At 71.0% G+C, this 26,168-nt stretch carries 24 protein-coding genes; 14 read left to right on the top strand and 10 right to left on the bottom strand.

Annotated elements, in window-relative coordinates; genetic code table 11:
• Nucleotide 1 precedes the first annotated feature (1 nt).
• A complete protein-coding gene (gene senA, locus LCHO_RS08625; RefSeq protein WP_012346753.1) occupies nt 2–1,231 on the top strand; it encodes a selenoneine synthase SenA in 1,230 nt (409 codons plus the stop codon).
• Nucleotides 1,232–1,240: 9 nt separating this feature from the next.
• Here the strand turns inward: senA and egtD are convergent, their stop codons facing one another.
• Nucleotides 1,241–2,227, bottom strand: coding sequence for an L-histidine N(alpha)-methyltransferase (gene egtD, locus LCHO_RS08620; RefSeq protein ID WP_012346752.1), 987 nt, complete (start codon nt 2,225–2,227; stop codon nt 1,241–1,243).
• Nucleotides 2,228–2,403: 176 nt separating this feature from the next.
• Between egtD and LCHO_RS08615 the strand changes: the two genes are divergently transcribed.
• From LCHO_RS08615 to LCHO_RS08575, 9 genes are read left to right on the top strand one after another with little or no spacing between them, the layout of a single operon-like run.
• Complete coding sequence (locus LCHO_RS08615) at nt 2,404–3,267, top strand: putative selenate ABC transporter substrate-binding protein (protein ID WP_012346751.1); 864 nt, start codon at nt 2,404–2,406, stop codon at nt 3,265–3,267.
• Nucleotides 3,268–3,284: 17 nt separating this feature from the next.
• Entirely contained in the window at nt 3,285–4,124 is an 840-nt protein-coding gene (locus LCHO_RS08610) for a phosphonate ABC transporter ATP-binding protein (RefSeq protein ID WP_012346750.1), read from the top strand.
• Nucleotides 4,121–4,969 (top strand): PhnE/PtxC family ABC transporter permease, encoded by an 849-nt coding sequence (locus LCHO_RS08605; protein WP_012346749.1) that lies wholly within the window; start codon nt 4,121–4,123, stop codon nt 4,967–4,969. Before LCHO_RS08610 ends, LCHO_RS08605 begins: the two co-directional genes overlap by 4 nt.
• Nucleotides 4,970–4,997: 28 nt before the next feature.
• Entirely contained in the window at nt 4,998–5,822 is an 825-nt protein-coding gene (phnE, locus tag LCHO_RS08600) for a phosphonate ABC transporter, permease protein PhnE (RefSeq protein WP_150105438.1), read from the top strand.
• 21 nt (nt 5,823–5,843) lie between these two features.
• On the top strand, nt 5,844–6,194 hold the full coding sequence (locus tag LCHO_RS08595; RefSeq protein ID WP_012346747.1) for a DMT family transporter: 351 nt from the start codon (nt 5,844–5,846) through the stop codon (nt 6,192–6,194).
• 9 nt (nt 6,195–6,203) lie between these two features.
• On the top strand, nt 6,204–6,872 hold the full coding sequence (locus LCHO_RS22070; RefSeq protein ID WP_012346746.1) for a class I SAM-dependent methyltransferase: 669 nt from the start codon (nt 6,204–6,206) through the stop codon (nt 6,870–6,872).
• Nucleotides 6,869–8,275: an ATP-grasp domain-containing protein gene (locus tag LCHO_RS08585; protein WP_012346745.1), complete on the top strand. Its 1,407-nt coding sequence runs from the start codon at nt 6,869–6,871 to the stop codon at nt 8,273–8,275. The genes LCHO_RS22070 and LCHO_RS08585 overlap by 4 nt, the downstream gene beginning before the upstream one ends.
• On the top strand, nt 8,272–8,907 hold the full coding sequence (locus LCHO_RS08580; protein ID WP_012346744.1) for a YHS domain-containing (seleno)protein: 636 nt from the start codon (nt 8,272–8,274) through the stop codon (nt 8,905–8,907). The genes LCHO_RS08585 and LCHO_RS08580 overlap by 4 nt, the downstream gene beginning before the upstream one ends.
• The gene (locus LCHO_RS08575) at nt 8,904–9,836 is read left to right on the top strand and encodes a patatin-like phospholipase family protein (RefSeq protein WP_012346743.1); all 933 of its coding nucleotides are present in this window, start codon (nt 8,904–8,906) and stop codon (nt 9,834–9,836) included. Before LCHO_RS08580 ends, LCHO_RS08575 begins: the two co-directional genes overlap by 4 nt.
• Before the next feature lie 42 nt (nt 9,837–9,878).
• On the opposite strand, the gene LCHO_RS08570 is transcribed toward LCHO_RS08575, so the two are convergent.
• From LCHO_RS08570 to LCHO_RS08555, 4 genes are read right to left on the bottom strand one after another with little or no spacing between them, the layout of a single operon-like run.
• Nucleotides 9,879–10,577 carry a PqiC family protein gene (locus tag LCHO_RS08570; protein WP_012346742.1) on the bottom strand — a complete coding sequence of 233 codons (699 nt, stop codon included), beginning with the start codon at nt 10,575–10,577 and terminating at the stop codon, nt 9,879–9,881.
• A gap of 57 nt (nt 10,578–10,634) precedes the next feature.
• Nucleotides 10,635–11,705, bottom strand: a complete 1,071-nt coding sequence (locus LCHO_RS08565) for an MlaD family protein (RefSeq protein ID WP_012346741.1) — start codon at nt 11,703–11,705, stop codon at nt 10,635–10,637.
• Nucleotides 11,702–12,460: an ABC transporter ATP-binding protein gene (locus tag LCHO_RS08560; RefSeq protein ID WP_012346740.1), complete on the bottom strand. Its 759-nt coding sequence runs from the start codon at nt 12,458–12,460 to the stop codon at nt 11,702–11,704. The genes LCHO_RS08565 and LCHO_RS08560 overlap by 4 nt, the downstream gene beginning before the upstream one ends.
• A gap of 3 nt (nt 12,461–12,463) precedes the next feature.
• Nucleotides 12,464–13,573: an MlaE family ABC transporter permease gene (locus LCHO_RS08555; protein ID WP_012346739.1), complete on the bottom strand. Its 1,110-nt coding sequence runs from the start codon at nt 13,571–13,573 to the stop codon at nt 12,464–12,466.
• 224 nt (nt 13,574–13,797) lie between these two features.
• Between LCHO_RS08555 and LCHO_RS08550 the strand changes: the two genes are divergently transcribed.
• The 4 genes from LCHO_RS08550 to LCHO_RS08535 all read left to right on the top strand — a co-directional run bounded on the left by LCHO_RS08550 (nt 13,798) and on the right by LCHO_RS08535 (nt 18,762).
• Nucleotides 13,798–15,960: an FAD-dependent oxidoreductase gene (locus LCHO_RS08550; RefSeq protein WP_012346737.1), complete on the top strand. Its 2,163-nt coding sequence runs from the start codon at nt 13,798–13,800 to the stop codon at nt 15,958–15,960.
• Nucleotides 15,957–16,811, top strand: coding sequence for a DUF547 domain-containing protein (locus LCHO_RS08545; RefSeq protein ID WP_012346736.1), 855 nt, complete (start codon nt 15,957–15,959; stop codon nt 16,809–16,811). The genes LCHO_RS08550 and LCHO_RS08545 overlap by 4 nt, the downstream gene beginning before the upstream one ends.
• The gene (locus tag LCHO_RS08540; protein ID WP_012346735.1) at nt 16,808–17,947 is read left to right on the top strand and encodes an FAD-dependent oxidoreductase; all 1,140 of its coding nucleotides are present in this window, start codon (nt 16,808–16,810) and stop codon (nt 17,945–17,947) included. The genes LCHO_RS08545 and LCHO_RS08540 overlap by 4 nt, the downstream gene beginning before the upstream one ends.
• Before the next feature lie 101 nt (nt 17,948–18,048).
• Nucleotides 18,049–18,762, top strand: a complete 714-nt coding sequence (locus LCHO_RS08535; RefSeq protein ID WP_012346734.1) for a DUF3047 domain-containing protein — start codon at nt 18,049–18,051, stop codon at nt 18,760–18,762.
• Nucleotides 18,763–18,834: 72 nt separating this feature from the next.
• On the opposite strand, the gene LCHO_RS08530 is transcribed toward LCHO_RS08535, so the two are convergent.
• The 5 genes from LCHO_RS08530 to infB all read right to left on the bottom strand — a co-directional run bounded on the left by LCHO_RS08530 (nt 18,835) and on the right by infB (nt 26,140).
• Nucleotides 18,835–19,752 carry a DMT family transporter gene (locus LCHO_RS08530; RefSeq protein ID WP_012346733.1) on the bottom strand — a complete coding sequence of 306 codons (918 nt, stop codon included), beginning with the start codon at nt 19,750–19,752 and terminating at the stop codon, nt 18,835–18,837.
• An 89-nt stretch (nt 19,753–19,841) separates the two neighbouring features.
• Entirely contained in the window at nt 19,842–21,662 is a 1,821-nt protein-coding gene (typA, locus tag LCHO_RS08525; RefSeq protein WP_012346732.1) for a translational GTPase TypA, read from the bottom strand.
• Nucleotides 21,659–22,669, bottom strand: coding sequence for a tRNA pseudouridine(55) synthase TruB (gene truB, locus LCHO_RS08520; protein ID WP_050757474.1), 1,011 nt, complete (start codon nt 22,667–22,669; stop codon nt 21,659–21,661). The genes typA and truB overlap by 4 nt, the downstream gene beginning before the upstream one ends.
• Before the next feature lie 36 nt (nt 22,670–22,705).
• Nucleotides 22,706–23,077 carry a 30S ribosome-binding factor RbfA gene (rbfA, locus tag LCHO_RS08515; protein ID WP_012346730.1) on the bottom strand — a complete coding sequence of 124 codons (372 nt, stop codon included), beginning with the start codon at nt 23,075–23,077 and terminating at the stop codon, nt 22,706–22,708.
• A gap of 87 nt (nt 23,078–23,164) precedes the next feature.
• Nucleotides 23,165–26,140: a translation initiation factor IF-2 gene (gene infB, locus LCHO_RS08510; protein WP_012346729.1), complete on the bottom strand. Its 2,976-nt coding sequence runs from the start codon at nt 26,138–26,140 to the stop codon at nt 23,165–23,167.
• Between the last annotated feature and the right edge of the window lie 28 nt (nt 26,141–26,168).

Genomic DNA, 26,168 nt, shown 5'->3' with positions numbered 1-26,168 from the left:
CATGAATTCAGCCTCAGACATCGGCATCGACATCCGCCAATCAGGCCGCGACGCCCTGGCCGAAGCCCTGCAGGCCAGCCGGCGCGACACGCTGCGCACCTTCGAGCGTTACGCCGCCGGGCTGGCCACCTTGAGCGTGCCGATGCAGGCCACGCTGAACCCGCCGCTGTGGGAGCTGGGCCACATCGGCTGGTTCCAGGACCACTGGATCGCGCGCAACCCCGAGCGCGCGCACGGCGCCGCCGCCGATCCCGACGCTCCGCGCGGGCCGTGCCTGCCCGCCAATGGCGACGCGCTCTACAACTCCAGCCGCGTGCCGCACGACAGCCGCTGGCAGCTGCCGCTGCCCGACGCGGCGGCCACCCGCGCCGATCTGGCGCGGCAACTCGATCGCACGCTCGCCCTGCTGGCCGATCCGCGCGCCACCGACGACAGCGACGCCGGCCTGTATTTCTTCCGGCTCGCCCTGCTGCACGAGGACATGCACCACGAGGCCGCGCTCTACATGGCGCAGTCGCTGGGCCTGCCGCTGGGAGACGGCACGCCGCAGCCGCCGCGGCTGGGCGAGGCCAACCCGCCGCTCGATTTCGACGCCGGCGCCTGGCGGCTCGGCCATGCCGGGCCCGGTTTTGCGTTCGACAACGAGCTCGGCGCCCACGAGGTCGCCGTACCCGCCGGCCGGATCGACGCCCGCGTGCTGCGCTGGGCCGAGTACCTGCCGTTCGTCGAAGCCGGCGGTTATGCCAGCGCGCACTGGTGGAGCGACGCCGGCCGCGCCTGGCTGGCGCAGCAGGACGCCTCGGCGCCGCGTTATCTGCGCCGCCAGGGCAAGGCCTCGGGCACCTGGCAAAAATGGCGCGACGGCCACTGGCTGGCGCTCGATCTCGCGCAGCCGGCCTGCCACCTGAGCGCCTTCGAGGCCGAGGCCTGGTGCCGCTGGGCCGGCCGGCGCCTGCCGACCGAGGCCGAGTGGGAGCGCGCCGCCATCAGCCAACCCGAGGCCTTTCACTGGGGCGCAGTCTGGGAGTGGACGGCCAGCGATTTCGCGCCCTACCCCGGCTTCACGCCGCACCCCTACGTCGACTATTCGGCGCCCTGGTTCGGCAGCCGGCGGGTGCTGCGCGGCGGCTCGTTCGGCACCCAGGCACGCATGCACCACCCGCGCTACCGCAACTTCTTTCCGCCCGAGCGCAGCGATGTCTTCGCAGGCTTCAGGACGTGCGCGGCCTGAGCCTGCGCGTCAGGGCGTGTCGGCCAGCATCACCGCGAACCAGCCGCGTTCGTCGCTCCAGCGGCGCACCCGGCCGAAGCCGGCGTCATGCAGCAGCGCCTCGAAATCCGCCGGCCGCCACTTGTAGGAGTTTTCGGTGTGGATGCGCTCGCCGGCCTCGAATCGGCGCTCGCCGCCGGGCCAGCAGACCGTCAGCGCACGGCGCGCCTCGAGGTGCATCTCGATGCGCGACTGCGCTGCGTCGAACCGCGCCACGTGGCGCCACTCGCGCAGCTTGAAGTCGCTGCCGATCAGCCGGTTGATGTGCTTGAGCAGGTTCAGGTTGAAGGCCGCCGTGACGCCGAGCTCGTCGTCGTAGGCCGCCTCCAGCACGTCGACCGGCTTGACCCGATCGACGCCGATCAGCAGCGCGCCGCCGGCCGACAGCTCACGCGCCTCGCGCAGCAGCCGCAGCGCCTCGTCGGGGCTGAAGTTGCCGATGCTGGAGCCGGGGTAGAACACCAGCGCCGGGCCGTCGATCAGCTCGGCCGCAGCGGCGTCGGGCAGCGCCAGCCGCGACGAAAAGTCCAGGCCGACACCGACCAGGTCCAGCGCCGGAAACTGCCGCTGCAGCGCGTCGAGCGCATCACGCAGGAAGTCCACCGACACGTCGACCGCCACATAGCGCCGCGGCCGCAGGCTCTCGAACAGGCGGGCTGCCTTGGCGCAGTTGCCGGCACCCAGGTCGACCATCGCGGCCAGTTGCCCGTCGCGGCCGATGGATGCGTGCACGGCGGCGGCGATCTCGTCGGCATGGGCGGCAAAGATCGACGCCTCGGTGCGCGTGGGGTAGTACTCGTCGAGCGCGGTGATGGCGTCGAACAGGCGCGAGCCCAGCGCGTCGTAGAAGAACTTCGGCGACAGCTGCGCCGACACGGCCCGCAGGCCGGCCACCGCCTCGGCCACCAGCGCGGCCGAATCGACCTGGTGGTACTGCAGAAATCGGGGTTCGCGCATCTCAGGATCCTCCGCCTCAGGGCATCGCGGGGCAATGTAGCAGCGCGCCTGCAACACGGCAGGGCTTCGGTTCAAATGCCGACACGTGACCTGCATCACGGTCAGGCAGCCGCTTCTACACTCGGCACCCTCGCCTGCCCGAGTCCGATCCACCTTCATCGCCACGAGGTCCTGCCATGCTGAGCCTGTCCCCTTCCCGCACCCTGAAATCCCTGCTGACCTGCGCGCTGCTCACCTTCGGAGCCTTGTCGCATGCGCAGCAGGTGTTTCGCGTCACCGCCATCCCCGACGAGTCGCCCACCGAGCTGGCACGCAAGGCTGCGCCGCTGGTCAAGTACCTCGAAGGCAAGCTGGCGATGAAGGTCGAGTTCACGCCGGTGACCGACTACGCCGCGGCGGTCGAGGTGCTGATCAACAAGAAGGTCGACATGGCCTGGTTCGGCGGCTTCACCTTCGTGCAGGCCAACGTGCGTTCGGGCGGCAAGGTGATCCCGCTGGTGCAGCGCGAGGAAGACGAGAAGTTCCGTTCGGTCTTCATCACCAGCGATCCGACCATCCAGGGCCTGGCCGACCTGAAGGGCAAGGACGTCAGCTTCGGATCCCAGAGCTCGACCTCCGGCCACCTGATGCCGCGCAGCTTCCTGCTGCAGGCCAAGGTCGATCCGGACAAGGATTTCAAGCGCGTGGCCTACAGCGGCGCGCACGACGCGACGATCGCCGCCGTGGCCTCGGGCAAGGTGCAGGCGGGTGCGCTGAACATCTCGGTGTGGGACAAGTTCGTGGCCGACAAGAAGGTCGACACCGCCAAGGTGCGGGTCTTCTACACCACGCCGCCGTACTACGACTACAACTGGTCGGTGCACGCCGACATGCCCGTCGCCCTGCGCGAGAAGCTCAGCGCCGCGCTGCTCGCGCTCAGCCGCGACACCGCCGAGGGCAAGGAAGTGCTCGACCTGCAACGCGCCACCCGCTTCGTGCCGAGCAAGGCCGACAACTACAAGGGCATCGAGGCCGCCGCACGCAGCGCCGGCCTGCTCTGAGCTGAACGGACCTCGCGTTGAAAGTCGAACTCGACGCCGTCTCGGCGCGCCACCCGGCCGCCCGGCCGGGCGCGGCGCGGGCGCTGAACGCGCTGTCGCTGCAGGTGCCGGCCGGCACGGCGGTGGCCGTGATCGGCCCGTCGGGCGCCGGCAAGACCACGCTGCTGCAGGTGCTGGCCTGCGCGATGCCGCCGGCCGCGGGCGCCTTGACGCTCGACGGCGTCGCGCCCTGGCAGCTGCCGCGGCGTGCGCTGCAGCGGCTGCGCGGGCGGCTGTTCCTGGCGCCGCAGGTGCCGCCGCTGCCGCCGCGCCAGCGCGTCGTCACCGCCGTGCTGGCCGGGCGCCTGCCGGCGATGAGCCTGTGGGCCAGCCTGCGTTCGCTGTTCTACCCGAGCGACATCCCGGCCGCCCACGCCGCGCTCGACCGTTTCGACCTGGCCGACAAGCTGTTCGAGCGCGTCGACCGGCTGTCCGGCGGCGAGCGCCAGCGGGTCGGCCTGGCGCGTTCGCTGCTGGCGCCGGCCTCGTTGTGGCTGATCGACGAGCCGCTGTCGGCGCTCGACCCGCTGCGCGCGCAGCAGGCGCTCGACGCGCTGATCGACGAAGCGCGCACGCGCGGCGTCACGCTGGTGGCGACGCTGCACCAGGTCGATGCGGCGCTGGCGCACTTTCCGCGCATCGTCGGCCTGCGTGACGGCGCCGTCGCCTTCGACCTGCCGACGGCCGAGGTCACGCCCGAGCACCTGGCGCGGCTGTACGCGCAGCACGAGGACGAGCTGACCGGTGCGGCGCCTGCGCCCGAGCCGGTGCCGGCCGCGCCGCCGCGCACCGCGCCTGCCGTGATGCACTGCCGATGAACGCCGTCGTGCCCCGTCGCGCCGCGCCCGGCGTGCCATCGCGCGATCCGGCCTGGCTGGCGCGACTGTTCTGGATCGGCGCGGCGCTGGTGCTGCTGTGGCCGCTGGGCGTGGCCACCGAGTTCCGGCCCTGGGTGCTGCTGGAACCCGACAACCTCAAGCTCAGCGCCGGTTTCATCGGCAGCTTCTTCCCGCCGGCGGTCGAGCCCGATTTCCTGCTGATGGTGGCGCGCGAGACCTGGCGCACGGTCGCCATCGCCACCGCCGGCATCTCGCTGGCGCTGCTGCTGGCACTGCCGCTGACGCTGCTGTCGACGCGTGCGCTGTCGATCTCGGCGCTGTCGGGGCGCATGGCGCGGCTGCCGTTCTGGATCCGCCAGACGCTGCGTGGCGTGATGATCGTGCTGCGCAGCGTGCCCGAGCTGGTCTGGGCGCTGGTGTTCGTGCGGGTGGTCGGCCTCGGCCCCACCGCCGGCGTGCTGGCGATCGCGCTGACCTACGGCGGCATGCTCGGCAAGGTCTACGGCGAGATCCTCGAGAGCGGCGAGGCCCAGCCCACCGAGGCGCTGCTGCGCAACGGCAGCGGCCGGCTGCAGGCGTTCTTCTACGGCCTGCTGCCGCAGAACGCCGCCGAGCTGACCTCGTACACCGTCTACCGCTGGGAGTGCGCGATCCGCTCGTCGGTGGTGCTGGGTTTTGTCGGCGCCGGCGGGCTGGGCCAGCAGCTCGACAGCTCGATGAAGATGTTCGCCGGCGGCGAGATCGCGACCATGCTGCTGGTGTTCATCGCGCTGGTCGCGCTGGCCGACCGGGTCAGCAGCTGGCTGCGCCGCTCGCTGGGCTGACCGGATGACTGACCGGATGCCATTGCCGATGAAACCCCAGGCCGCCAACCCGCCCTACAAGCTGCCGCCGCCGCTGTTCGACGCCCGCTGCAAGGCCTGCTGGTTCACGCTCGGCCTGATCGTGCTGGTGCTGGCGAGCTTCGTCTCGCTCGACCTGCAGTGGGCGCAGTTCTTCTCGCTCGACGCGGCGCGCAGCATGGGCCGTTTCGTCGGCGAGTTCTTCCCGCCCGACCTGAGCGCGCCCTTCCTGCGCAAGGTGGCGACCGGCACGCTCGAGACGCTGGCGATGTCGGCGCTGGGCACGATCCTGGCCGCCGCAGCCGGCCTGCTGCTGGCGCTGCCGGCCAGCCGCCTGCACGCCGCCGATCCGGCCTACGCACGCGCCCCGACCCGGCTGCTGCTCAACGCGCTGCGTTCGATCCCCGAGCTGGTGTGGGCCGCGCTGCTGCTGATCTCGGCCGGCCTCGGGCCGCTGGCGGGCACGCTGGCGCTGGCGCTGCACACCAGCGGCGTGCTCGGCCGGCTGTTTGCCGAGGCGCTCGAAAACGCCCCGCCCGGCCCCGGCGAAGCGCTGCGCGCGCAAGGCGTGGGCGACGCCCGGGTGCTGCTCTACGCCACGCTGCCGCAGGTGCTGCCGCAGCTGCTGAGCTACACGCTGTACCGCTGGGAGAACAACATCCGCGCCGCCGCCGTGCTGGGCGTGGTGGGCGCCGGCGGGCTCGGCCAGCTGCTGGCCTTCCACATGGGGCTGTTCCACATGGGCAAGACCGCCACCATCCTGGGCGCGATGCTGGCGCTGGTGGCGCTGGTCGATGTGCTGAGCTACGCCAGCCGCCGGCTGATGACCCGCTGAACGTCTTTCTGGTCCTTCACGATGCTGCCGCTCCTCAATGTTCCCCAAGCCTGGTCGGTGCTGGCGGTGGCCATCGTCTTCGAGGTCGCCGGCACCACCTGCCTGCGCCTGAGCGAGGGCCTGAGCCGGCTGTGGCCGTCGCTGCTGATCTTCGCGTTCTACGGCGTGTCGTTTTCGCTCAACGCGATGGTGGTGCGCACGCTCGGCGTCGGCGTGGTCTATGCCGTCTGGTCGGGCGTGGGCACGGTGCTGACCGCCCTGATCGGCTACCTCTGGTTCAAGGAGCCGGCCACCGCGCTCAAGCTCGTCAGCGCCGGGCTGATCGTGATGGGCGTGTTCGGCCTGCATGCCTCCTCGCGCAGCGTCGCCTGAAACAACAACATGACTCGACTGTCCGACAACCAGCGCTCGATCGAACGCTACCGCCACCACGCCGCCGGTTACGACGCCTCGGCCGAGCGCACCATGCCGCTGCGGCTGCGCACCATCGCGCTGCTGGCGCTCAAGCCCGGCGACGTGGTGGTCGACGTCGGTGCCGGCACCGGCCTGAGCTACGAGCCGCTGCTGGCGCAGGTGGGCGCCACCGGCCGGGTGCTGGCCTTCGAGCAGAGCCCCGACATGTTCGCCCACGCCCGCCGACGCGCCGAGCGACTGGCCGATGCGCGGCTGTGGCACGTCAACGCGCCGGCCGAGACCGTCACGCTGCCCGAGCCGGCCGATGCGGTGCTGTTCAACTACGTGCACGACATCAGCCGCACGCCGGCCGCGGTCGACAACATCCTGCGCCAGGCCCGCCCCGGCGCCCGCATCGCGATGGCCGGCATGAAGTTCTTCCCCTGGTGGACCGGCCCGCTGAACCTGCTGGCCTGGCTGAAGAACCGGCCCTACAACGCCCGGCCCGCCGACCTGTGGCAGCCGTGGGATCGGGTCGCGCGGCACTGCGAGCGCTTCGAGCTGCAGGCCACCCAATGGGGCATGGGCTACATCGCCTGCGGCGTGCTCAGGCGGGAATCGGCCGCGGCGCCGGGCCGGCAGGGTGAGTCAGCGTGAGCCGGCGCACGCGCATCGGGGCGCTGTTCAACTACGACTGGGACGCGCTCGGCCTGGCCCGGCTGACCGGGCAGCACGAGTTCGACGAAGCCGGCTTCGACCTGTTCTCGTTCCCGAGCAACGCCCGCCTGCTCGGCTTCGACCTGCGCCGCTTTGCCGACGCCCAGGCCGCGCGCGGGCGCCGCCGCGGCTGGGCCGGCGTGGTCTCGCAGCACGAGCAGTTCGGCGCGCTAGCGGCCGCGCTGGTGGCCGAGAAACTCGGCCTTCCCGGCACCGCGCCCACCGCCGTGCTGGCTGCGCAGCACAAGCTGCATGCGCGGCGGGTGCTCGATCAGGTCTGCCCCGAGGCCAACCTGCCGTTCGCCGCGCTCGATTGCGCCTACGGCGCCGACGTGCCGCACGACCTGTCGTACCCGCTGTACGTCAAGCCGGTGAAGGCGGCGTTCTCGGTGCTGGCGCGCGAGGTGCGCAACCGCGACGAACTGCAGGCCCACACCCGCTTCGGCCGGCGCGAGCTGTGGGTGATCCGCCGCCTGGTCGAACCGTTCGACCGCGTCGGCCGCGAGCGCCTGCCCGAGGGCGGCACGGCACACCGCATGATGCTGGAGGCGCCCGTGCAGGCGCCGCAGTTCAACCTCGACGGCTGGGTGTTCCAGGGCCGGGCGCACGCGCTGGGGGTGGTCGACGCCATCATGTACCCGCACACCCAGGCCTTCATGCGCTGGGAACACCCGAGCCGGCTGGCCGCGCAGGTGCAGGCGCGTGCGCTCGAGGTGGCGCAGAAGTTCCTGGCGGCGATCGGCTTCACGCACGGCCTGTTCAACATGGAGTTCTTCTTCGACCCCGTCACCGACCGGCTGACGGTGATCGAGTTCAACCCGCGCCTGGCGTCGCAGTTCGCCGACCTGTACCGGCGCGTGCGCGGCATCGACCCGCATGCGATGGCCATCGCGCTGGCGCTGGGCCAGGATCCGGCCGCGCTGCCGGCCACCCGGCCCAGCGCCGGCATCGCCGCCAGCCTGGTCTACCGCGCCTTCACGCCCGACGGCGTGCCGCGCATGCCCGACGCCCGGGCCCGCGCGGCGTTGCTGGCGGCCTTTCCCGACGCCTTGCTGTTCGTCATGCCCAAGAGCGGCCACTCGCTGGCGCGCGACTTCAAGTGGCTGGGCAGCCACCGCTACGGCATCGTGCACCTCGAAGCACGCGACGCCGCCCAGCTGCGCCGTCGCACCCTGCGCGCCAGCGAGATCCTCGGCTGGCCGGCGCCTTATGCCGACCCGCCCGATCGGCCGTCCACCGCGCCGGCCCCGGTCGTCGCCACGACTTCGGCCGCTGCCGCGATGCCGCCGCAGCGCGCCGGCCACCCGATCCTGCAAGCCCCGATCACCGGAGACTCCCCATGAACGCCATCCGCCCGAACCCGTCCGCCGCAGCGCGCCCGCGGCCCCGCCGCCTGATCGGCGCCGGCCTGCTCACCGCCGCGCTGCTGCTGGGCGGCTGCTCGGCCATGAACGCGCAGAACCCGTCGTCGGCGCTCAAGCCGGTCAACGCCGTGGCCGATGCCGGCGCGGCCCGCCTGATGCTCAAGGGCCACGACGTGGTGGCCTACTTCACCGCCGGCCGCCACATGGCGGGCTCGCCGGCCTTCCAGAGCGTGCACGAGGGCGTGACCTTCCGCTTCGCCAGCGCCGAGCACAAGGCGCTGTTCGACCGCGAGCCGCGGAAATACCTGCCGCAATACGGCGGCTACTGCGCCAACGGCATCGCCTACGGCATCCCGTGGGGCGGCGATGCCGACACCTGGCGCATGGTCGACGGCAAGCTCTACATCTTCGGCGGCCAGGCGTCGAAGGACGCTTTCGAACTCGACGTGGCGGGCAACATCCGCCTGGCCGACACGTATTGGCACGACGAGGTGGCGGGCCGCCACAGCTTCCTGCAGCGCGCCAGGCGGCTGGTGTTTCGCGTGCCGCACTACAAGAGCGGCGAGGCCCTGGCGCAGGAGGTTGCGCTGGCCCGCGCCCATCGACCGTGATCCTGCGGGACCGGCTGCGCTGCCCTGAACCGGCGCCCAGCCGGCGGCAGCTGCTGCTGGGCGCTGCCACCGGCCTGCTGCTGCCGGGCTGCACGCTGAACCCGGATCGAGACCACGACGACGCCGACGCGCCCACCAGCGAGGTGCCGCTGTTCGCCGGCCCGGCCTCGTCGCGGCCGATCACGGCCTGGGTGCTGAGCTCGGGCGGCCCGCGCGGCTTCGTGCACGTGGGCGTGCTCAAGGCGCTCGACGAGCTGGGCCTGCGGCCCGACCTGATCGTCGGCGCGTCGGTCGGCGCCTTCATCGGCGTGCTGCGTGCGGGCGGCCGCAGCGGGCGCGAGATCGAGGCGCTGGCGCTCGAACTGCGGCCGTGGTGGCTGGCGCGCCTGGCGGTGGGCACGCCCGAACACCTCAGCGGCGCGCCGCTGGCCGACTACGTGCGCAGCCAGACCGGCGAGCACCTGCTCGAACGCCTGCCGATCCCGGCGGTGTGCGTGGCCACGCGCATGAGCGACGGCGTGGCGGTCGGTTTCAACCGCGGCGACATCGGCCTGGCGGTGCAGGCGGCCAGCGCGATCGAAGGCCGTTTCGCGCCGGTGCGCATCCGCGGCCAGCGTTACCTCGACGCCGACCAGACCCTGCCGCTGCCGGTGCGAATGGCGCGCGCCCTGGGCGCCACCCGGGTGCTGGCGGTGGACGCCTCGGCGCACGAGGACCGGGCGCCCGCCGGCGCCGAACACTACCGCGTGGGCGATCTGCACAAACGCGCCCTGACCGCGCCCGACGCCCGCGCCGCCGACGTGCTGCTGCACCCCGACTTCGGCTACTGGGTCAGCCTGTCACGCGAGTTCCGCGAACGCGCGATCGCCGCCGGCTACCGCGCCACGCTGGCCGACGCGGCGCGCATCCGGGCGCTGCACGGCGCCTGACGGCCGGGCCGGCGCCCCCCCGTCGGCTCGAATCAGCTCGAATCAGCGCGAGCCCGCACCCGCGGCGATGCGTTCGGCCAGCTGCCACAAGGCGATCCGGTGGGCCGCCACCAGGGCATCGGCATCACCTGCCGCCACCGGCACGCGCAGGCCGGTGCTCAGCACCTGCGGGGCCGTGCCACCCGCCGGGTCGGCCAGCGACCAGCGCGCCTGCAGCGTGACGGCCGAACGGTCGGCCGTGGCCTCGAACACCCGCAGCTCGACGCGCAACTGCCGCGCGATGCGCACCCCCGCCGGCAGCGGCGCACGCCAGACCGCCGCCTCGCCGCGCAGGACGCCCAGATCCTGCAGCAGCAGGCGCGGCACGCTCTCGCGCAGCGGCTCGGCCCAGCGGTGGCCGGGCAGCGGCTGCAGACCGGCCTGGCCACGCGGCACGAGCAGCGCGTCGCGGTCGAGGTAATCGGGCAGTTGCAGCGGGCTCATCAGCTGCCAGACCGCCGGCACGGCAGTCGGCGCGCTGACGGTGGCGGCAGCGGCAGGTGTCGCGAGGCTTGCGGCCACGCCCGGCACCGCGTTCGGCAGGCGCCATTGCTGCAACACCGGCGAGGTGCCGGCGCAGCCCGCCACGACCAGCCCGAACACCAGCAGGGCGATCCGCCCGGCCAGCCGGCGCGGCGGACCCGCGATCGTTCCGGCCTTGCGGCGATCGGGCGGGCAGGTCATGAAACCGGGTTCGAGCATGGCGGACAGCAGGTTGAATTCATCGGAGCGGCGCAGGACGTGAAGCCGACGCCCGGCTCAAGGCGGATCGCGCCGGCCGCGGATCAGCGACTCGGGCTGCTGTTCCAGCAGCTCGGCGAGTTCACGCACGGCGCGGGCGGCACGCGCCACGTCGGCCAACGCGCGGTCGGCGTTCTGCACCACGCCGGCGTCGGCGCTGGTGGCCTGGCGCAGCGCCACTGCGGTGCGCGACAGCTCGTCGGCGGCCTGCTGCAGGCTGCGCATGAGCGGCGGGCCTTGCGCGATCACGGCGTCGGCGCGGCGCGTGGTGGCGCCGATCTGCTCGGCCGCGGCACCGATCTGCCCGACCGCCGTGCCGGCCCGGCTGGCGGCAGCACCGACCTGATCGGCGGCCTGGCCGGTCTGCGCCAGGGCGCGCCCGACGCCGTCGGCCAGCGGGCCGGCGCGGCGTTCGAGCGTCGCGCTCAGGCGTCGCAGCGAGCCGCTGGTCTGCGCCAGATCGTCGAGCGACTGGCGCAGCTCGGGGCTGGCGACGAAACCGCGCGTGGTGGCGGCGATGGCAGAGAGGTCCTTGGCGAGCTGGCCGAAGTCGAGGCCTTCGAGCTGGGCCTGCAGCGTCTGCAGGCGGGTGGCAGTGGTCGGGATCTCGACCATGCCGTCGGGCACCCGGCCGTAACGTGCGGTCGAGCCGTCCGGGCGCAGGTCGAGGTCGACGTACAGCAGGCCGGTGAGCAGGCTCTGCATGGCGAGCTGGCCGCTCAGGCCACGCGCCACCAGCGCAGGCAGCACGGCGGCATCGGCATCGGCGGCCGATGCCGCGCCGGCCGGCCGGCCTTGCAGGCTGCGCAGCAGCTCGCTGTCGAGCTCGACCACCACCGGGATCTGGAAACCCGCGCCCTGCGCATCGTTGACCAGCCCGATCGACACCACGCCACCCATGCGCACGCCGCGGAACACCACCGGCGCGCCGATCTGCAGGCCGTAGATCGAGCCGTTGAAATGCAGCACCGCGCGTTCCGAGTCGGCGAACAGCCGGCCGCCGAAGACGCTGGCGACGGCCATCACCAGCAGCGCCAGGCCGCCGATCGCGAACAGGCCGATGCGCAGGGCGTGCGGACGCGGCGTCATCGCAGATGGCCTCGCTGCAGGAACTCGCGCACCCGCGGCGGGCCGTGGTCGAGCAGGGTCTGCGGGGCGTCGAGCGCGGTCATGGTCTTTTCCTGTTCGTCGAGGTAGAGCAAACGGTCGGCGACGGCGAACACGCTGTCGATCTCGTGCGTGACCATCACCACCGTGGTGCCCAGATGGTCGCGCAACTTGAGCACCAGCTCGTCGAGGCGGGCGGCGTTTACCGGGTCGAGGCCGGCGCTGGGCTCGTCGAGAAACAGCAGCGCCGGGTCGAGCGCCAGCGAGCGCGCGATCGCCGCACGCTTGCGCATGCCGCCCGACAGCGCCGCCGGTTCGAGGTCGAAACAGCCGTCGAGCCCGACCAGCGCGAGCTTGAACTGCGCCTGCTGGCGCTGCGCCGCCGGCGACAGCGTGGTGTGCAGGCGCATCGGCAGCATCAGGTTCTCGCCCACCGTCATCGAGCTCCAGAGCGCGCCGGCCTGGAACATCACGCCGAAGCGCCGGCGCAGCGCGGCCAGGCGGTGGTCGTCGCCGACGTAGAGGTCGTCGCCGTCGAGCAGTACCCGACCGGCCGCCGGCGGCTGCAGGCCGATCAGGTGGCGCAGCAGCGTGCTCTTGCCGCAGCCGCTGGCGCCGGCGATGACGAAGACCTCGCCGCGGCGCACGTCGAAGTCGAGATCGCGCTGGACCGTGAACTCGCCGTGGCGCAGGGCCAGGGCCTGCACCTGCACGAGCGGGGTCGGGGTCGAACGCATCGTCTAGAAGCCCAGGCTCTGCAGCACGACGGTCGAGCCGCAGGCCGCCGCCACGATCCAGACCAGCGCCTTGACCACCGCAGTGGTGGTGGCCGCACCCACGGCCTGGGCGTCGCGGCCGGCACGCAGGCCCTCGCGGCAGCCCGCCAGCGCCACCAGGCCGAGGTACATCATGCCCTTGAAGAGGCCGATCCACAGGTGGGTCCAGGTCAGCGCGGCGGCGCTCTTGTGCAGGTACTCGGTCGGCGACAGGCCATAGGCCGCCACCGCCGCGGGCAGACCGGCCAGCACGCCCACCAGCATGCCGATGGCCACCAGCATCGGCGCCACCAGCAGCAGCGCCAGCAGGCGCGGCAGCACCAGGTAGCCGATCGGGTCGACGCCCAGGGCGCGCAGCGCGTCGATCTCCTCGCCGGCCTGCATGCTGCCGATCTGGGCCGCAAACGCCGCGCCCAGCCGGCCGGCCAGGATCACGCCGGTCATCAGCCCGGCGAGCTCGCGCACCATGCCCACTGTCACCACGTCGGGGATGAAGGACGGCGCGCCGATGCGGTGCAGCTGGGCGCCGCCCATGTAGGCCAGCATCAGGCCGACCAGGAAACAGGTCAGCGAGACGATCGGCACGCTCAGCGGCCCGGCCTGGTCGACCTGGCGCCACAGGTCGACACCCTGCAGGTCGCTGCGCCCGCGCAGCAGCCGGCCCAGCGCGATCAGCACCTCGCCGAAAAACGCCGCCGTGGCCATGCATTCGACCCACGAAATCGCCAGCCGGTGGCCGATCGCGGCCACCCCGACCGGCGCGGCCGCACGCTCGGGCGCCGACACCCGCACCACCGACAGCGCCAGCTCCAGCACGCTGCGAACGCCCGGCGGCAAGTCCTGCAGCTGCAGCGGCACGGCGCGCTGGTGCAGCGGTGCCAGGCACTGGTGCAGCGCGGCGGCCAGGCCACCGTCCCAGGCGCCGAGCGCACGGGCGTCGACGCTGACCTGCCGCGCCGCCGCGGGGGGCGGCGTGAGCCGGGTGCCGGCGTCACCGCACCAGTCGCCGCGCAGGATCAGCGTCCAGCCGGCGCCGTCCTGGCGCCACTCGTGGCCGTTCAAGTCGACACCCATTGCTCTCGTGCAGCCCCATGAATTTCGCGGGCACCCCGGCCCGGCAACGAATAATTGTGGCCGACGCTGTAAGGTCTGCCCGCCCGCAAACGACTCAACACCATTCCAAACCCCCTGCATCGCACCATGCACACCCTCCGTCCGACCCTCGCCGCCTGCGGCCGCCCCCCTGCCGCGTGCCTGGCAACACCGGCCAGGCTCGACACGCCGGCGGGCCTGCGCTGATGGCCGCCGCGCCCAGACGCGCCGTCTGGATCGGCCTGGCCGCGTTCGCGCTGCTCACCGTGGTGCTGTACCGGCAGTTCGATGTCGGCCAGTGGCTCACGCTCGATGCCCTCAAGGCCAGCCGCGACGCGCTGATCGCCCGATACGAGGCCCGCCCGATCGCCACGCTGGCGGCGTACTTCGTGATCTACGTCGTCGCCACCGCGCTGTCGCTGCCCGGCGCGGTGATCCTGACGCTGGCCGGCGGCGCGCTGTTCGGGCTGGGCATCGGGCTGGTGGTGGTGTCGTTCGCGTCGAGCCTGGGCGCGCTGCTGGCCTTCCTGGCCGCGCGCTACCTGCTGCGCGACCGGCTGCAGGCGCGCTTCGGCGCGCAGCTGGCGCCGATCAACGAAGGCATCCGGCGCGACGGCACCTTCTACCTGCTGACGCTGCGGCTGGTGCCGGTGTTCCCGTTCGTGGTGATCAACCTGCTGGCCGGCCTGGCGCCGATCAGCGCGGCACGCTTCTACGTCGTCAGCCAGATCGGCATGCTGGTCGGCACCGCCGTGTACGTGAACGCCGGCACCCAGCTCGCGGGCATCCAGACGCCGGCCGACGTGCTGTCGCCCGCGCTGCTCGGCAGCTTCGTGCTGCTGGGCGTGTTTCCGCTGATCGCCAAGTTCGTCGCCGACGCGCTGCGGCGCCGCAAGGTCTACGCAAAGTGGCCGCGGCCCAGGTCGTTCGACCGCAACCTGGTCGTGATCGGCGCGGGCGCGGGCGGGCTGGTGACGGCCTACATCGCCGCGGCGGTCAAGGCGAAGGTGACGCTGGTCGAAGGCCACAAGATGGGCGGCGACTGCCTGAACTACGGCTGCGTGCCGAGCAAGGCGCTGATCCGCTCGGCCAAGGCGATGCACCAGATCCGCCGGGCCGAGGCGCTGGGCGTGCGCGGCGCGGCCGGCGAAGTCGATTTCGCGGCCGTGATGGCACGCATCCGGCGCGTGGTGCGCGACATCGAGCCGCACGATTCGGTCGAGCGCTACACCGCGCTGGGTGTCGACGTGGTGCAGGGCCAGGCGCGCATCACCTCGCCGTGGTCGGTCGAGATCAGCACGCCGACCGGTGTGCAGACGCTGACCACGCGCAGCATCGTCATCGCCACCGGCGCGCGGCCGTTCGTGCCGACGATCCCCGGTCTGGCCGAGGTGGGTTTTCTGACCTCGGACACGCTGTGGGGCCTGACCGAACTGCCGCGGCGCCTGCTGGTGCTGGGCGGCGGGCCGATCGGCTGCGAGCTGGCGCAGAGTTTTGCGCGGCTGGGCTCGGCGGTCACGCAGGTCGAGATGGCGCCGCAGGTGATGGGCCGTGAAGACGCCGAGGTGTCGGCGCTGGTGGCGCAGGCCTTGCGCGCGGACGGCGTCGAACTGTTGACCGGCCATCAGGCGATCCGCTGCGAGCAGGACGGCGGCGTCAAGCGGCTGATCGTCAGACACGGCGATGCCGAACGCGCGATCGAGTTCGACACCCTGCTGTGCGCGGTCGGCCGCAGCCCGCGGGTCGAGGGCTTCGGGCTCGAAGAACTGGGCATCGCGCTGACCGCACGCAAGACCGTCGAGACCGATGCGTATCTGCAGACGCTCTACCCCAACATCTACGCAGTGGGCGACGTCGCCGGCCCCTACCAGTTCACGCACACCGCCTCGCACCAGGCCTGGTACGCGGCGGTCAACGCGCTGTTCGGCCGCTTCAAGCGTTTCAAGGCCGACTACTCGGTGATCCCGTGGGCGACCTTCACCGATCCCGAGGTGGCGCGGGTCGGGCTGTCCGAGGCCGAGGCGCGCGAGCGTGGCATCGCGGTCGAAGTCACGCGCTACGGCATCGACGACCTCGATCGCGCGATTGCCGACGGCAGCGCGCACGGTTTCGTCAAGGTGCTGACGGTGCCGGGCAAGGACCGTATCCTGGGCGCGACCATCGTCGGTGAACACGCCGCCGACCTGCTGGCGGAGTTTGTGCTGGCGATGAAACACGGCCTGGGCCTGAACAAGATCCTCGGCACCATCCACACCTACCCGACCCTGGCCGAGGCCAACAAGTACGCCGCCGGCAACTGGAAGCGCGCGCATGCGCCCCAGCGGCTGCTGGCCTGGGTCGAACGATTCCACGCCTGGGAGCGCACATGACACCGACCCGCCACTTCGAATCGCGCCGCCGCCAGCTGCTGACGCTGGGTGCCGGACTGGCCTGCGGCCTGCTCGCCGGGCCCGCGCTGGCGCAGGCCGGCGCCTTCGATCACAGCCACGCGGCCTGGACGGCGCTGCTGAAAAAACACGTCGTGCTGCTCGACGGCGGCAAGGCCTCGCGGCTGGCCTATGCCGGCCTGGCAGCCGACCGGGCCGCGCTGAAGGCCTATCTGGCGACGCTGTCGGCGGTCAGCCCGGCGGTGTTCGAGGGCTTCGGCAAGGCGCAGCAGATGGCCTTCCTGATCAACGCCTACAACGCCTGGACGGCCGAGCTGATCCTCACCCGTTACCCGAAGCTCGAATCGATCAAGGACCTCGGCAGCCTGTTCCAGAGCCCCTGGAAGCAGAAGTTCGTGCCGCTGCTCGGCACCACGATGACACTCGACGGCATCGAGCACGACACCCTGCGCGTGCGCGGCCGCTACGACGACCCGCGCATCCACTTCGCCGTCAACTGCGCCTCGATCGGCTGCCCGATGCTGCGCGAGGAGGCCTTCGTGGCCGAGCGGCTCGACGCCCAGCTCGACGAGCAGGCCCGGCGTTTCATGGCCGACCGCAGCCGCAACCGCTACAACGTGTCGGCCGGCAAGCTGGAGGTCTCGAAGATCTTCGACTGGTACGGCGGCGACTTCACGCTCGGCCACAAGGGCATCGGCTCGGCCGCCGAGTTCTATGCCCGCCATGCCGACCAGCTGGCCGATGCGCCGGCCGATCGGGAACGCATCCGCAGCCAGAAGCTGCCGGTGTCGTATCTCGACTACGACTGGGCGCTCAACGACGCGCGCCGATGAGCCCGACCCGACAACTGCTGCTGATCGGCGGCGGCCACGCCCACGCGCAGGTGGTGCTCGACTGGCTGCGCGCGCCGCTGCCCGGCGTGGCGCTGACGCTGGTCTCGCCCACGCCACTGGCGGCGTATTCGGGCATGGTGCCGGGCTGGCTGGCGGGCGACTACCGCTACGACGAGATCTGCATCGACCTGGTGGCGCTGTGCCGCGCCGCGGGTGTGCACTTCATCCAGGCCGAGGTGACGGCGCTCGATGCCGGCGCGCGGTGCGTGCAGCTCGCCGACGGTCGCTCACTGGCCTATGACCTGCTCTCGCTCAACATCGGCTCGACGCTGACGCCGCCGCTGCTGGCCGGGCGGCAGGTGCTGTCGCTGCGGCCGCTGGGCGCGTTGCGCGAGGGCTGGGAGCGCAGTCTGAACGCGCTGCAGGACTGGCCGATCGAGCGGCCATTGAGCGTCACCGCGGTGGGCGGCGGCGCGGCGGGTGCTGAGTCGCTGCTGGCGGTGCGCGCACGGCTGCTGCGCGAGCGGCCCGGCTTGCGGGTGCAGGCCCGGCTCGTCACGCGGGGGCCGCAGTTGCTGGCGGGCATGGCCGCAGGTGCGGCGCGGCGGCTGGGCGGCGTGCTGGCTGCGGCCGGCGTGACGGTTCAGGCCGGCACACCGTACAGCGAGGCACTCGGGCAGGCGAGCGACCTGCTGCTGTGGGCCACCGGTGCCCAGGCGCATGCCTGGCCGGGCGTGAGCGGTCTGGCGGTCGACGGATCGGGTTTCGTGCGGGTGGACGCGCATCTGCGCTCGGTCTCGCACCCGCAAGTCTGGGCGGTCGGTGACTGCGCCGCCTGGGCCGAACCGCTGCCCAAGGCCGGCGTCTACGCGGTGCGCATGGGCCCGGTGTTGACGCGCAACCTACGCGCGGCGCTGGGCGACGGCGCTGCCCGCCCGTATCGGCCGCAACGGCGCTACCTGGCGCTGCTGGCCACCGGCGACGGCCAGGCGATCGCTTCATGGGGCGCCCTGTCGGCGCAGGGGCGCTGGCTGTGGCGCTGGAAGGACCGCATCGATCGCAGCTTCATCGCGCGCTTTCGGGTCGACCGCGCACGGCTCGGGGTCGCAGCCGGCGCAGAGGACGCTTCAGCATGACGACGCACACCAGGACCGGACCCGATCGCCGAGCGGCCTTGTCACGGCGCACGGCACGGACCTGTCTCGCGCGGATCTGGCTGGCGTTGTCGACGGCCGGGATGGCCACGGCCGCGTGCGCGCAGGCACCGACCGGGCCGGTCTGGATCGGCCGGTTCGGCAGCGAGCCGGCGCCCTGGCGCGAGGTGACGGTCAACGCCAAGCTCACGCCCAACCGCTTTCGCCTGCGCGACTGGGACGGCGTGGCCGCGCTCGAGGTGACGTCGCAACGCAGCATGTCGCTGTTCGCCCGCCCGATCACGATCGACCTCGCCGCCACGCCGGTGCTGTGCTGGCGCTGGCGCATCGACGCGCCGCTGGCGAGCGCCGATCTGCTGACCCGGCAGGGCGACGACTACGCCGCGCGGGTCTACGTCAGCCTGGCGATCCCGCCCGATCAGCAGGATTTCGCGCTGCGCACGCAACTCAGGGTGGCGCGCGCGATCTGGGGCCCCGAGGTGCCCGATGCGGCGCTCAACTACGTGTGGGACAACCGCCAGCCGGTCGGCACCGTGCGGCCCAATGCCTACACCGATCGCACGATGATGATCGTGCAGCGCTCGGGCGCGGCCGGATCGGGGCAGTGGCTGCAGGAGCGGCGCGACGTGGGCCGCGATGCCCAGACGCAGTTCGGCGCGTCCGCCACGCCGGTTCAGGTGGCCGTGACGGCCGACACCGACAACACGGGCGAATCGGCCCGCGCGGGCTTTGCCGATCTGCATTTCGTGGCGCGCTCGGCGCCTTGTGTCGACACGCCGGACGCGTCGCCGCGCTGAAGCTGCGGGCAGCCGCGCCACGCCGGCCCGCGGGTGCCGCGCGCCACCCGGGACGTCGACGCCCCTTGCGGCTCAGGCCGGACCGGTTGCCGCGGCCAGTCGGCGGCTGCCGAACAAGGCCAGCGCCTCGTTGGCGGCCAGTGCACCGATCACCAGCGCGCCACCGCCCAGCACCGCCGGCGTGGGCGACTCGGCGGTGCCCAGCCAGGTCCAGGTGACGCCGAAGATGATCTCGAGCAGGCCGAGCAGCGAGGCCTCGGGCGCCTTGAGCACCTTGCCGGCGGCCACCGCCAGCAGGCAGGGAATCGCCAGCTGAACCACGCCCAGCATCGACAGCAGACCGATGTCGCGCAGCGTGCCCTGCAGCGGCCAGGCCGGCGGCAGCGTCAGCAGCGACGAAATGACGGCACCGATCAGCACCGCCAGCAGCATGTCGGCGCGCTGGTCGGGATGCTGGCGCACGTTGTGCTGGGCCAGCGTCCACATGATGGCGCCGCCGATCGGCACCGTCAGCGCCACCAGCGTGCCCAGCAGCGGCGCGCCTTCGCCGCTCAACTGCGAGCCGAACATCCAGGCGATGCCCGCACCGGCCACCACGATCGCCACCCAGGTGCGCGGCGCCAGCCGGTGGCCGAGCCAGACCCGCGAGATCAGCGCGGTGAACAGCGGTGCCAGCGCCATCGTGATCAGCACGTTGGCCACGGTGGTGAGCGTGAGCGCCATCATGAAGGCGGTGAACATGACGCTCCAGCACAGGCCGGACCACCACATCAGCGCGCCGCCCTCGCCGATGCCACGCCAGAGCGCGCGCAGGCCGCCGCGCTGCCGGGCCAGGATCACCAGCAGCGCCAGCGCACAGGCGGCGCTGCGCCAGAACGTGACCTCGAACGAACGGGCCGCCTCGAGGTGGCGCGACACCACGCCGGCGATGCTCCACAGCAGCGTGACCAGCAGCATCACCAGGACGGCGCGGGAATGGCTCAACTTCATGCGCGGAACTCCGCAATTGAAGAGGGCCGCAAAGCGGCCCGGGCAATCGTCAAGCCGGAACCCCCGCTTGGCGGGGGCCCGGGGGTGCTTCAGCGCCCCGCGCGCTTGCGTTCGTTTTCGGTCAGGAACCGCTTGCGCAGACGCACCGACTTGGGCGTGATCTCGACCAGCTCGTCGTCCTCGATGAACTCGACGCCGTATTCGAGCGTCAGGTCGATCGGCGGCGTGATCTTGATCGCGTCTTCCTTGCCGCTGACGCGGAAGTTGGTCAGCTGCTTGGTGCGGGTGGCGTTGACGACCAGGTCGTTGTCGCGGCTGTGGATGCCGACGATCATGCCCTCGTACACCGGATCGTTCGGCTTGACGAACATGCGGCCGCGGTCGTCGAGCTTGCCCAGCGCGTAGGTGAAGATCTCGCCGGCGTCCATCGAGATCAGCACGCCGTTCTTGCGGCCGGCGATCTCGCCCTTGTGCGGCTCGTAGCCTTCGAAGATGTTCGAGATCAGGCCCGAACCCCGCGTCAGGTTCATGAACTCGTTGGAAAAACCGATCAGGCCCCGCGCCGGGATGCGGTACTCGAGGCGCACGCGGCCACGGCCGTCCGGCTCCATGTTGACCAGTTCGCCCTTGCGCTCGCCCAGCGCCTGCATCACGCCGCCCTGGTGGGTCTCTTCGACGTCGGCGGTGACCAGTTCGATCGGCTCGTGCTTCTCGCCGTTGACGTCGTGGAACACCACGCGCGGCTTGGACACGGCCAGCTCGTAGCCTTCGCGGCGCATGTTCTCGATCAGGATCGTCAGGTGGAGTTCACCGCGGCCCATCACCTCGAAGATGCCGTCTTCGCTGGTTTCCGAGACGCGCAGCGCCACGTTCGATTGCAGCTCCTTCTGCAGGCGGTCCCAGATCTGGCGGCTGGTGACGTACTTGCCTTCGCGGCCGGCCAGCGGGCTGGTGTTGACGCAGAAGTTCATCGTCAGCGTCGGCTCGTCGACCTTGAGCATCGGCAGCGGTGCCGGGTTCTGCGGGTCGGTCACGGTCACGCCGATGCCCAGCGCGTCGATGCCGTTGATCAGCACGATGTCGCCCGGGCCGGCTTCGGTCACCTGCACGCGGTCCAGGCCCTGGAAGGTCAGCACCTGGTTGACGCGGCCCTTGACGGTCTTGCCGTCGGTGCCTTCGCAGACCAGCACGTCCATGCCCGGCTTGATGGTGCCGGCGTTGATGCGGCCCACGCCGATGCGGCCGACGAAGGTCGAGTAGTCGAGCGCGGAGATCTGCAGCTGCAGCGGCGCGGCGGCGTCACCGGCGTGCGGCTGCACGTGCTTGAGCACGGTGTTGAACAGGGCGGACATGTCCTCGCCCCACTTCTCGCCGGGCGCACCTTCTTCGAGCGACGACCAGCCGTTGATGCCCGAGGCGTAGACGACGGGGAAGTCGAGCTGCTCGTCGGTGGCGCCGAGCTTGTCGAACAGGTCGAAAGCGGCGTTGACGACGAAGTCGGGCTTGGCACCCGGCTTGTCGACCTTGTTGACCACCACGATCGGCTTCAGACCGAGGGCGAGCGCCTTCTTGGTCACGAAGCGGGTCTGGGGCATCGGGCCTTCCTGCGCATCGATCAGCAGCACCACGCCGTCGACCATCGACAGCGCGCGCTCGACCTCGCCGCCGAAGTCGGCGTGTCCGGGGGTGTCGACGATGTTGATGTGCGTGCCTTCCCAGCTCACGGCGCAGTTCTTGGCCAGGATGGTGATGCCACGCTCGCGTTCGATGGCGTTGCTGTCCATCACGGTGTCGACGACCTTCTCGTGCTCGGCGAAGGTGCCGCTCTGACGCAGGAGTTGGTCCACCATGGTGGTCTTGCCATGGTCGACGTGGGCGATGATGGCGATGTTGCGGATTTGCTTGGTCATGGGGTGAGGGTTGGCGTGGCTGCGACGGGCAGTTGCGCCTGTACTTCTAAGGGACTCAGGAGCCGGTCGGCGATCAGCTCGCCGGCGGTGATGTGGGCGCTACCGAGGAACGTCTGGCCGTGCGGGCCGTAGACCCTCACGTCGTTCGCATCGGGGTGGTCAACGCGGCGGCGCATGCCGGACAAAAAGCGGCCCGCATCGTCAGCTTGCAAGTGCAATGCCGGCCAGTGGCGCAACAACACGTCGGGCGGCAGCAGCCGCGCCTCGCGTTGCGCTTCGGTGCAGGCGAGCAAGGCCTCGAGGCTGATCGCATCAGCCAGCTGGGCCGGCCCGCTGCCGGTACGCTGCAGCGCGGCCAGGTGCGCCCCACAGCCAAGCAGCTCGCCGAGGTCTTCGGCCAGCGTGCGGATGTAGGTGCCCTTGCTGCAGCTCACGTCGATCACCAGGTGTTCGGGTGTGACAGCTTGCCATTCGACGATGTCGATGCTGTGAAGGGTCACCTCACGCGGTGCGCGCTCGACGGTGATGCCGGCGCGCGCGTATTCGTAGAGGGCCTTGCCCTGGTGCTTGAGCGCCGAATGCATCGGCGGCATCTGCATGAGCTTGCCGGTCAGGCGCGCGCAGGCGGCCTCGATCAGGGCGCGGTCGACCTGCACCGGGCGCTCCTCGATCACCGCGCCTTCGCGGTCGCCGCCTTCGGTGCGCTGGCCCAGCCGCACGGTCGCGCGGTAGGCCTTGTCGGCCTCCAGGCTGACCTGCGAGAACTTGGTCGCCGCACCGAAACACAGCGGCAGCAGGCCGGTGGCCAGCGGGTCGAGCGTGCCGGTGTGGCCGGCCTTCTCGGCGCGCAACAGGTTCTTGACCTTCTGCAGCGCGTCGTTGCTGGTCCAGCCGATCGGCTTGTCGAGCAGCAGCACGCCGTGCACCGGACGCCGCGGCAGGCGCACGCGCGTCGGCGCATCGGTGCGGCGGGCACCGGTGGCGGCGTTGGCTTGGGCGTCGAGCACGGCGTTCACGGGGGGCAGGCTGAAATCAGGCGGGGTTCACTGATCCGAATCGAGCGCGCGCCGGGCGTTGGCCTGGGTGATCAGGGCGCTCAGCTCGGCGGCACGTTCGGTGGTGCGGTCGAAATGGAAATGCAGGGTCGGCACGGTGTGGATCTGCAGCCGCTTGAACAGGCCGTTGCGCAGGAAGCCGGCGGCCTCGTTGAGTGCCAGCTCGCTGTCGGCCGCATCGCCGATCAGCACCGAGAAATAGACCTTGGCGTGGGCGTAATCGGGCGTGATGTCGACCGAGTTGATCGTGACCATGCCGATGCGCGGATCCTTCAGATCGCGGATCAGCTCGGCCACATCGCGCTGGATCTGGTCGGACACCCGGAAGGTGCGGTTGGGGATGACGCGTTTGTTTCGCATGGGTCTGGCTCCTGAGGCAGCTCCCAACGGACAAGCCCCACCTTCTTGTCAGAGGGCGGGGCTTGTTCGGGTGAGAGCAAGTCCGCCTTACAGCGTTCGTGCCACTTCCTTGATCTCGAAGAACTCCAGCTGATCGCCTTCAGCGATGTCGGTGTAGTTCTTGAGCTTGATACCGCACTCGAAGCCTTCCTTGACTTCCTTGACGTCGTCTTTCAGGCGGCGCACCGAATCGACTTCGCCGGTGTAGATGACGATGTTGTTGCGCAGCAGGCGGAAGCGGCAGTTGCGGCGCACCAGGCCCGAGGTGACCATCGAGCCGGCAATGGTGCCGATCTTGGTTGCCACGAACACCGTGCGGATCTCGGCGGTGCCGATCGCCTCTTCGCGCTGCTCGGGCGCCAGCATGCCCGACATCGCCGACTTGATCTCGTCGACCGCGTCGTAGATGACGTTGTAGTAGCGCAGGTCGACGTCGTTGCCATCGGCCAGCTTGCGCGCACCGGCATCGGCGCGCACGTTGAAGCCGATGATGACCGCCTTCGAAGCCAGCGCCAGGTTGACGTCGGACTCGCTGATGCCGCCCACCGCGGCATGCACGATCTGAACCTTGACCTCGTCGGTCGACAGCTTGAGCAGCGAAGCAGCCAGTGCCTCCTGCGAACCCTGCACGTCGGCCTTGATGATCAGTGCCAGCGTCTGTGCGGCGCCCTGGCCCATGTTCTCGAACATGTTCTCGAGCTTGGCGGCCTGGCGGCGGTTGAGGTTGACCTCGCGGTACTTGCCCTGGCGGAAGGTGGCGATCTCACGGGCACGACGTTCGTCGGCTAGCACCATGAACTCGTCGCCGGCCGACGGGACCTCGGTCAGACCCTGGATCTCGACCGGGATCGACGGGCCGGCTTCCTGCGCGGCCTTGCCGGTCTCGTCGAGCATGGCGCGCACGCGGCCGTAGCTCTGGCCGGCCAGCACCACGTCGCCACGCTTGAGCGTGCCCGACTGCACCAGCACCGTGGCGACCGGGCCGCGGCCCTTGTCGAGACGGGCTTCGATCACCAGGCCCTTGGCCAGCGCTTCCTGCGGGGCGTTCAGTTCGAGCACCTCGGCCTGCAGCAGCACCTGCTCGAGCAGCGTGTCGATGCCCTGGCCGGTCTTGGCCGACACCAGGCAGAACGGTGCATCGCCGCCGAACTCTTCAGGCACCACCCCTTCGGCCACCAGTTCGCTGCGAACACGGTCGAGGTTGGAGTCGGGCTTGTCGATCTTGTTGATCGCCACCACGATCGGCACGCCGGCCGCCTTCGAGTGGGCGATCGCTTCCTTGGTCTGGGGCATCACGCCGTCGTCGGCAGCCACCACCAGGATGACGATGTCGGTCGCCTTGGCACCGCGGGCACGCATGGCCGTGAAGGCTTCGTGGCCCGGGGTGTCGAGGAAGGTGATCACGCCACGCGGCGTCTCGACGTGATAGGCGCCGATGTGCTGCGTGATGCCGCCGGCTTCGCCCGCTGCCACGCGGGAGGTGCGGATGTAGTCCAGCAGCGAGGTCTTGCCGTGGTCGACGTGACCCATGACCGTGACCACCGGCGGGCGCGGCAGCGATTCGCCGGCTTCGGCCAGGTTCTCTTCTTCGAGGAACGCGTCCGGATCGTCGAGCTTGGCGGCAAACGCCTTGTGGCCCATTTCCTCGACCACGATCATCGCGGTCTCCTGGTCGAGCTGCTGGTTGATCGTGACCATCTGGCCCAACCGCATCAGCTGCTTGATGACCTCGGAGCCCTTGACCGACATCTTGTGCGCCAGATCGGCCACCGAGATGGTTTCGGGCACGTGGACCTCGTGGATCTGCACGTCGGCCGGCGGCGTGAAGTTCGAGACCGCACCACCGCGATCGCCACGACGGCCACCACGCGCGCCGCCCGGCGCCTTCCAGCCGCCACGCACGTCGGGTGCACGGCCCTTGCTGGCAGGCGCGGCCGCGCCACGCTTCTTGGCGTCGTCGGCCCAGCTCGAGGAGAGCTTTTCCGACTTGACCGATTTCTTCTCGCCCGGCTTGGCTGCCGCGCCCGGCGCGGCACCCGGTGCAGGCGCACCGGCAGCGGTCTTCGGACGATGGATCGTGCCCTTGATGCCGTCCTTGCCGACAGCGCCCGCAGCGGGAACCACCGGCTTGGGCTCTTCCGGCTTCTTGGCGACCATGACCTTCTTGGGCGCCGCCATCATGGCGCGGATCGCAGCGGCCTCGGCTTCGGCAGCCTTGCGGCGCTTGTCCAGATCGATCTGCTTCTGTGCCTCACCCGCGACGATGTCAGCTGCCTTGATCACACGCATCCCAGAAGTCGGCGCCGGAGCGACCGGTTTTGCACCCAACGAAGCCACGGCGAGCGTCGGCGCCGCCACCACGGGGGCGGGCGCCGGAGCCTTCGGAACCACTGCGGCAACCGGAGCTGGCGCAGGGGCCGTGGCAGCGGCTTTCTCCGCAGCAGCCAATGCGGCGGCGGCTTCGGCGGCGACGCGGGCCGCGGCCTCGGCGGCTGCGCGCTCGGCCGCCTCACGCTCGGCGCGCTCACGCGCCTCACGCTCCTGGCGGGCCTGCTCTTCAGCCGCACGCTGACGCTGCGCGGCTTCTTCTTCCTGCTGCCGGCGCAGGGCCTCGGCCTCGCGCAGCGCCTCTTCTTCGCGGCGCTGCAGTTCGGCTTCCTCTGCCGCACTCAGCTCCTGCACGTCCTGCGAATCGTGCGATTCGGACGAGGCACCCGTCGGATCGTCGCGCTTGACGAACACGCGCTTCTTGCGCACCTCGACCTGGATCGTGCGGGCCTTGCCGGACGCATCGGCCTGCTTGATCTCGCTGGTCGATTTCTTCGTCAGCGTGATCTTCTTGCGGTCGGCACCGCTGGTGCCATGCGAGGTACGCAGATAGGCCAGGAGCTTTTCCTTGTCCGTATCGGTGAGCGGGTCACTTGCCGAGGCCTTGCTCACACCCGCGTGTTGAAGTTGCTCAAGCAGTGTCGACGCCGGGCGATTGAGCTCGGTGGCGAACTGGGCAACGGTAGTCACTGCCATGTGGTGTTTTCCTTGGGAGACGTGCGTG

Origin of the sequence: Leptothrix cholodnii SP-6, assembly GCF_000019785.1 — a bacterium.
In the GTDB taxonomy this organism is placed as follows: Bacteria; Pseudomonadota; Gammaproteobacteria; order Burkholderiales; family Burkholderiaceae_C; genus Sphaerotilus; species Sphaerotilus cholodnii.
Note: the sequence above shows the minus strand (reverse complement) of the source record. Positions and strands in the feature narration are given on the sequence as shown.

What these genes read in the sequence shown, in the direction of transcription:
- rbfA (WP_012346730.1), bottom strand. Translation starts at nt 23,077, where the DNA reads ATGCGAAACAAACGCGTCATCCCCAACCGCACCTTCCGGGTGTCCGAC.
- LCHO_RS22070 (WP_012346746.1), top strand. Translation starts at nt 6,204, where the DNA reads ATGACTCGACTGTCCGACAACCAGCGCTCGATCGAACGCTACCGCCAC.
- senA (WP_012346753.1), top strand. Translation starts at nt 2, where the DNA reads ATGAATTCAGCCTCAGACATCGGCATCGACATCCGCCAATCAGGCCGC.
- LCHO_RS08565 (WP_012346741.1), bottom strand. Translation starts at nt 11,705, where the DNA reads ATGACGCCGCGTCCGCACGCCCTGCGCATCGGCCTGTTCGCGATCGGC.
- LCHO_RS08555 (WP_012346739.1), bottom strand. Translation starts at nt 13,573, where the DNA reads ATGGGTGTCGACTTGAACGGCCACGAGTGGCGCCAGGACGGCGCCGGC.
- phnE (WP_150105438.1), top strand. Translation starts at nt 4,998, where the DNA reads ATGAAACCCCAGGCCGCCAACCCGCCCTACAAGCTGCCGCCGCCGCTG.
- LCHO_RS08560 (WP_012346740.1), bottom strand. Translation starts at nt 12,460, where the DNA reads ATGCGTTCGACCCCGACCCCGCTCGTGCAGGTGCAGGCCCTGGCCCTG.
- LCHO_RS08570 (WP_012346742.1), bottom strand. Translation starts at nt 10,577, where the DNA reads ATGCTCGAACCCGGTTTCATGACCTGCCCGCCCGATCGCCGCAAGGCC.
- LCHO_RS08535 (WP_012346734.1), top strand. Translation starts at nt 18,049, where the DNA reads ATGGCCACGGCCGCGTGCGCGCAGGCACCGACCGGGCCGGTCTGGATC.
- LCHO_RS08540 (WP_012346735.1), top strand. Translation starts at nt 16,808, where the DNA reads ATGAGCCCGACCCGACAACTGCTGCTGATCGGCGGCGGCCACGCCCAC.
- LCHO_RS08545 (WP_012346736.1), top strand. Translation starts at nt 15,957, where the DNA reads ATGACACCGACCCGCCACTTCGAATCGCGCCGCCGCCAGCTGCTGACG.
- LCHO_RS08530 (WP_012346733.1), bottom strand. Translation starts at nt 19,752, where the DNA reads ATGAAGTTGAGCCATTCCCGCGCCGTCCTGGTGATGCTGCTGGTCACG.
- LCHO_RS08580 (WP_012346744.1), top strand. Translation starts at nt 8,272, where the DNA reads ATGAACGCCATCCGCCCGAACCCGTCCGCCGCAGCGCGCCCGCGGCCC.
- typA (WP_012346732.1), bottom strand. Translation starts at nt 21,662, where the DNA reads ATGACCAAGCAAATCCGCAACATCGCCATCATCGCCCACGTCGACCAT.
- LCHO_RS08605 (WP_012346749.1), top strand. Translation starts at nt 4,121, where the DNA reads ATGAACGCCGTCGTGCCCCGTCGCGCCGCGCCCGGCGTGCCATCGCGC.
- LCHO_RS08550 (WP_012346737.1), top strand. Translation starts at nt 13,798, where the DNA reads ATGGCCGCCGCGCCCAGACGCGCCGTCTGGATCGGCCTGGCCGCGTTC.
- egtD (WP_012346752.1), bottom strand. Translation starts at nt 2,227, where the DNA reads ATGCGCGAACCCCGATTTCTGCAGTACCACCAGGTCGATTCGGCCGCG.
- LCHO_RS08615 (WP_012346751.1), top strand. Translation starts at nt 2,404, where the DNA reads ATGCTGAGCCTGTCCCCTTCCCGCACCCTGAAATCCCTGCTGACCTGC.
- LCHO_RS08595 (WP_012346747.1), top strand. Translation starts at nt 5,844, where the DNA reads ATGCTGCCGCTCCTCAATGTTCCCCAAGCCTGGTCGGTGCTGGCGGTG.
- infB (WP_012346729.1), bottom strand. Translation starts at nt 26,140, where the DNA reads ATGGCAGTGACTACCGTTGCCCAGTTCGCCACCGAGCTCAATCGCCCG.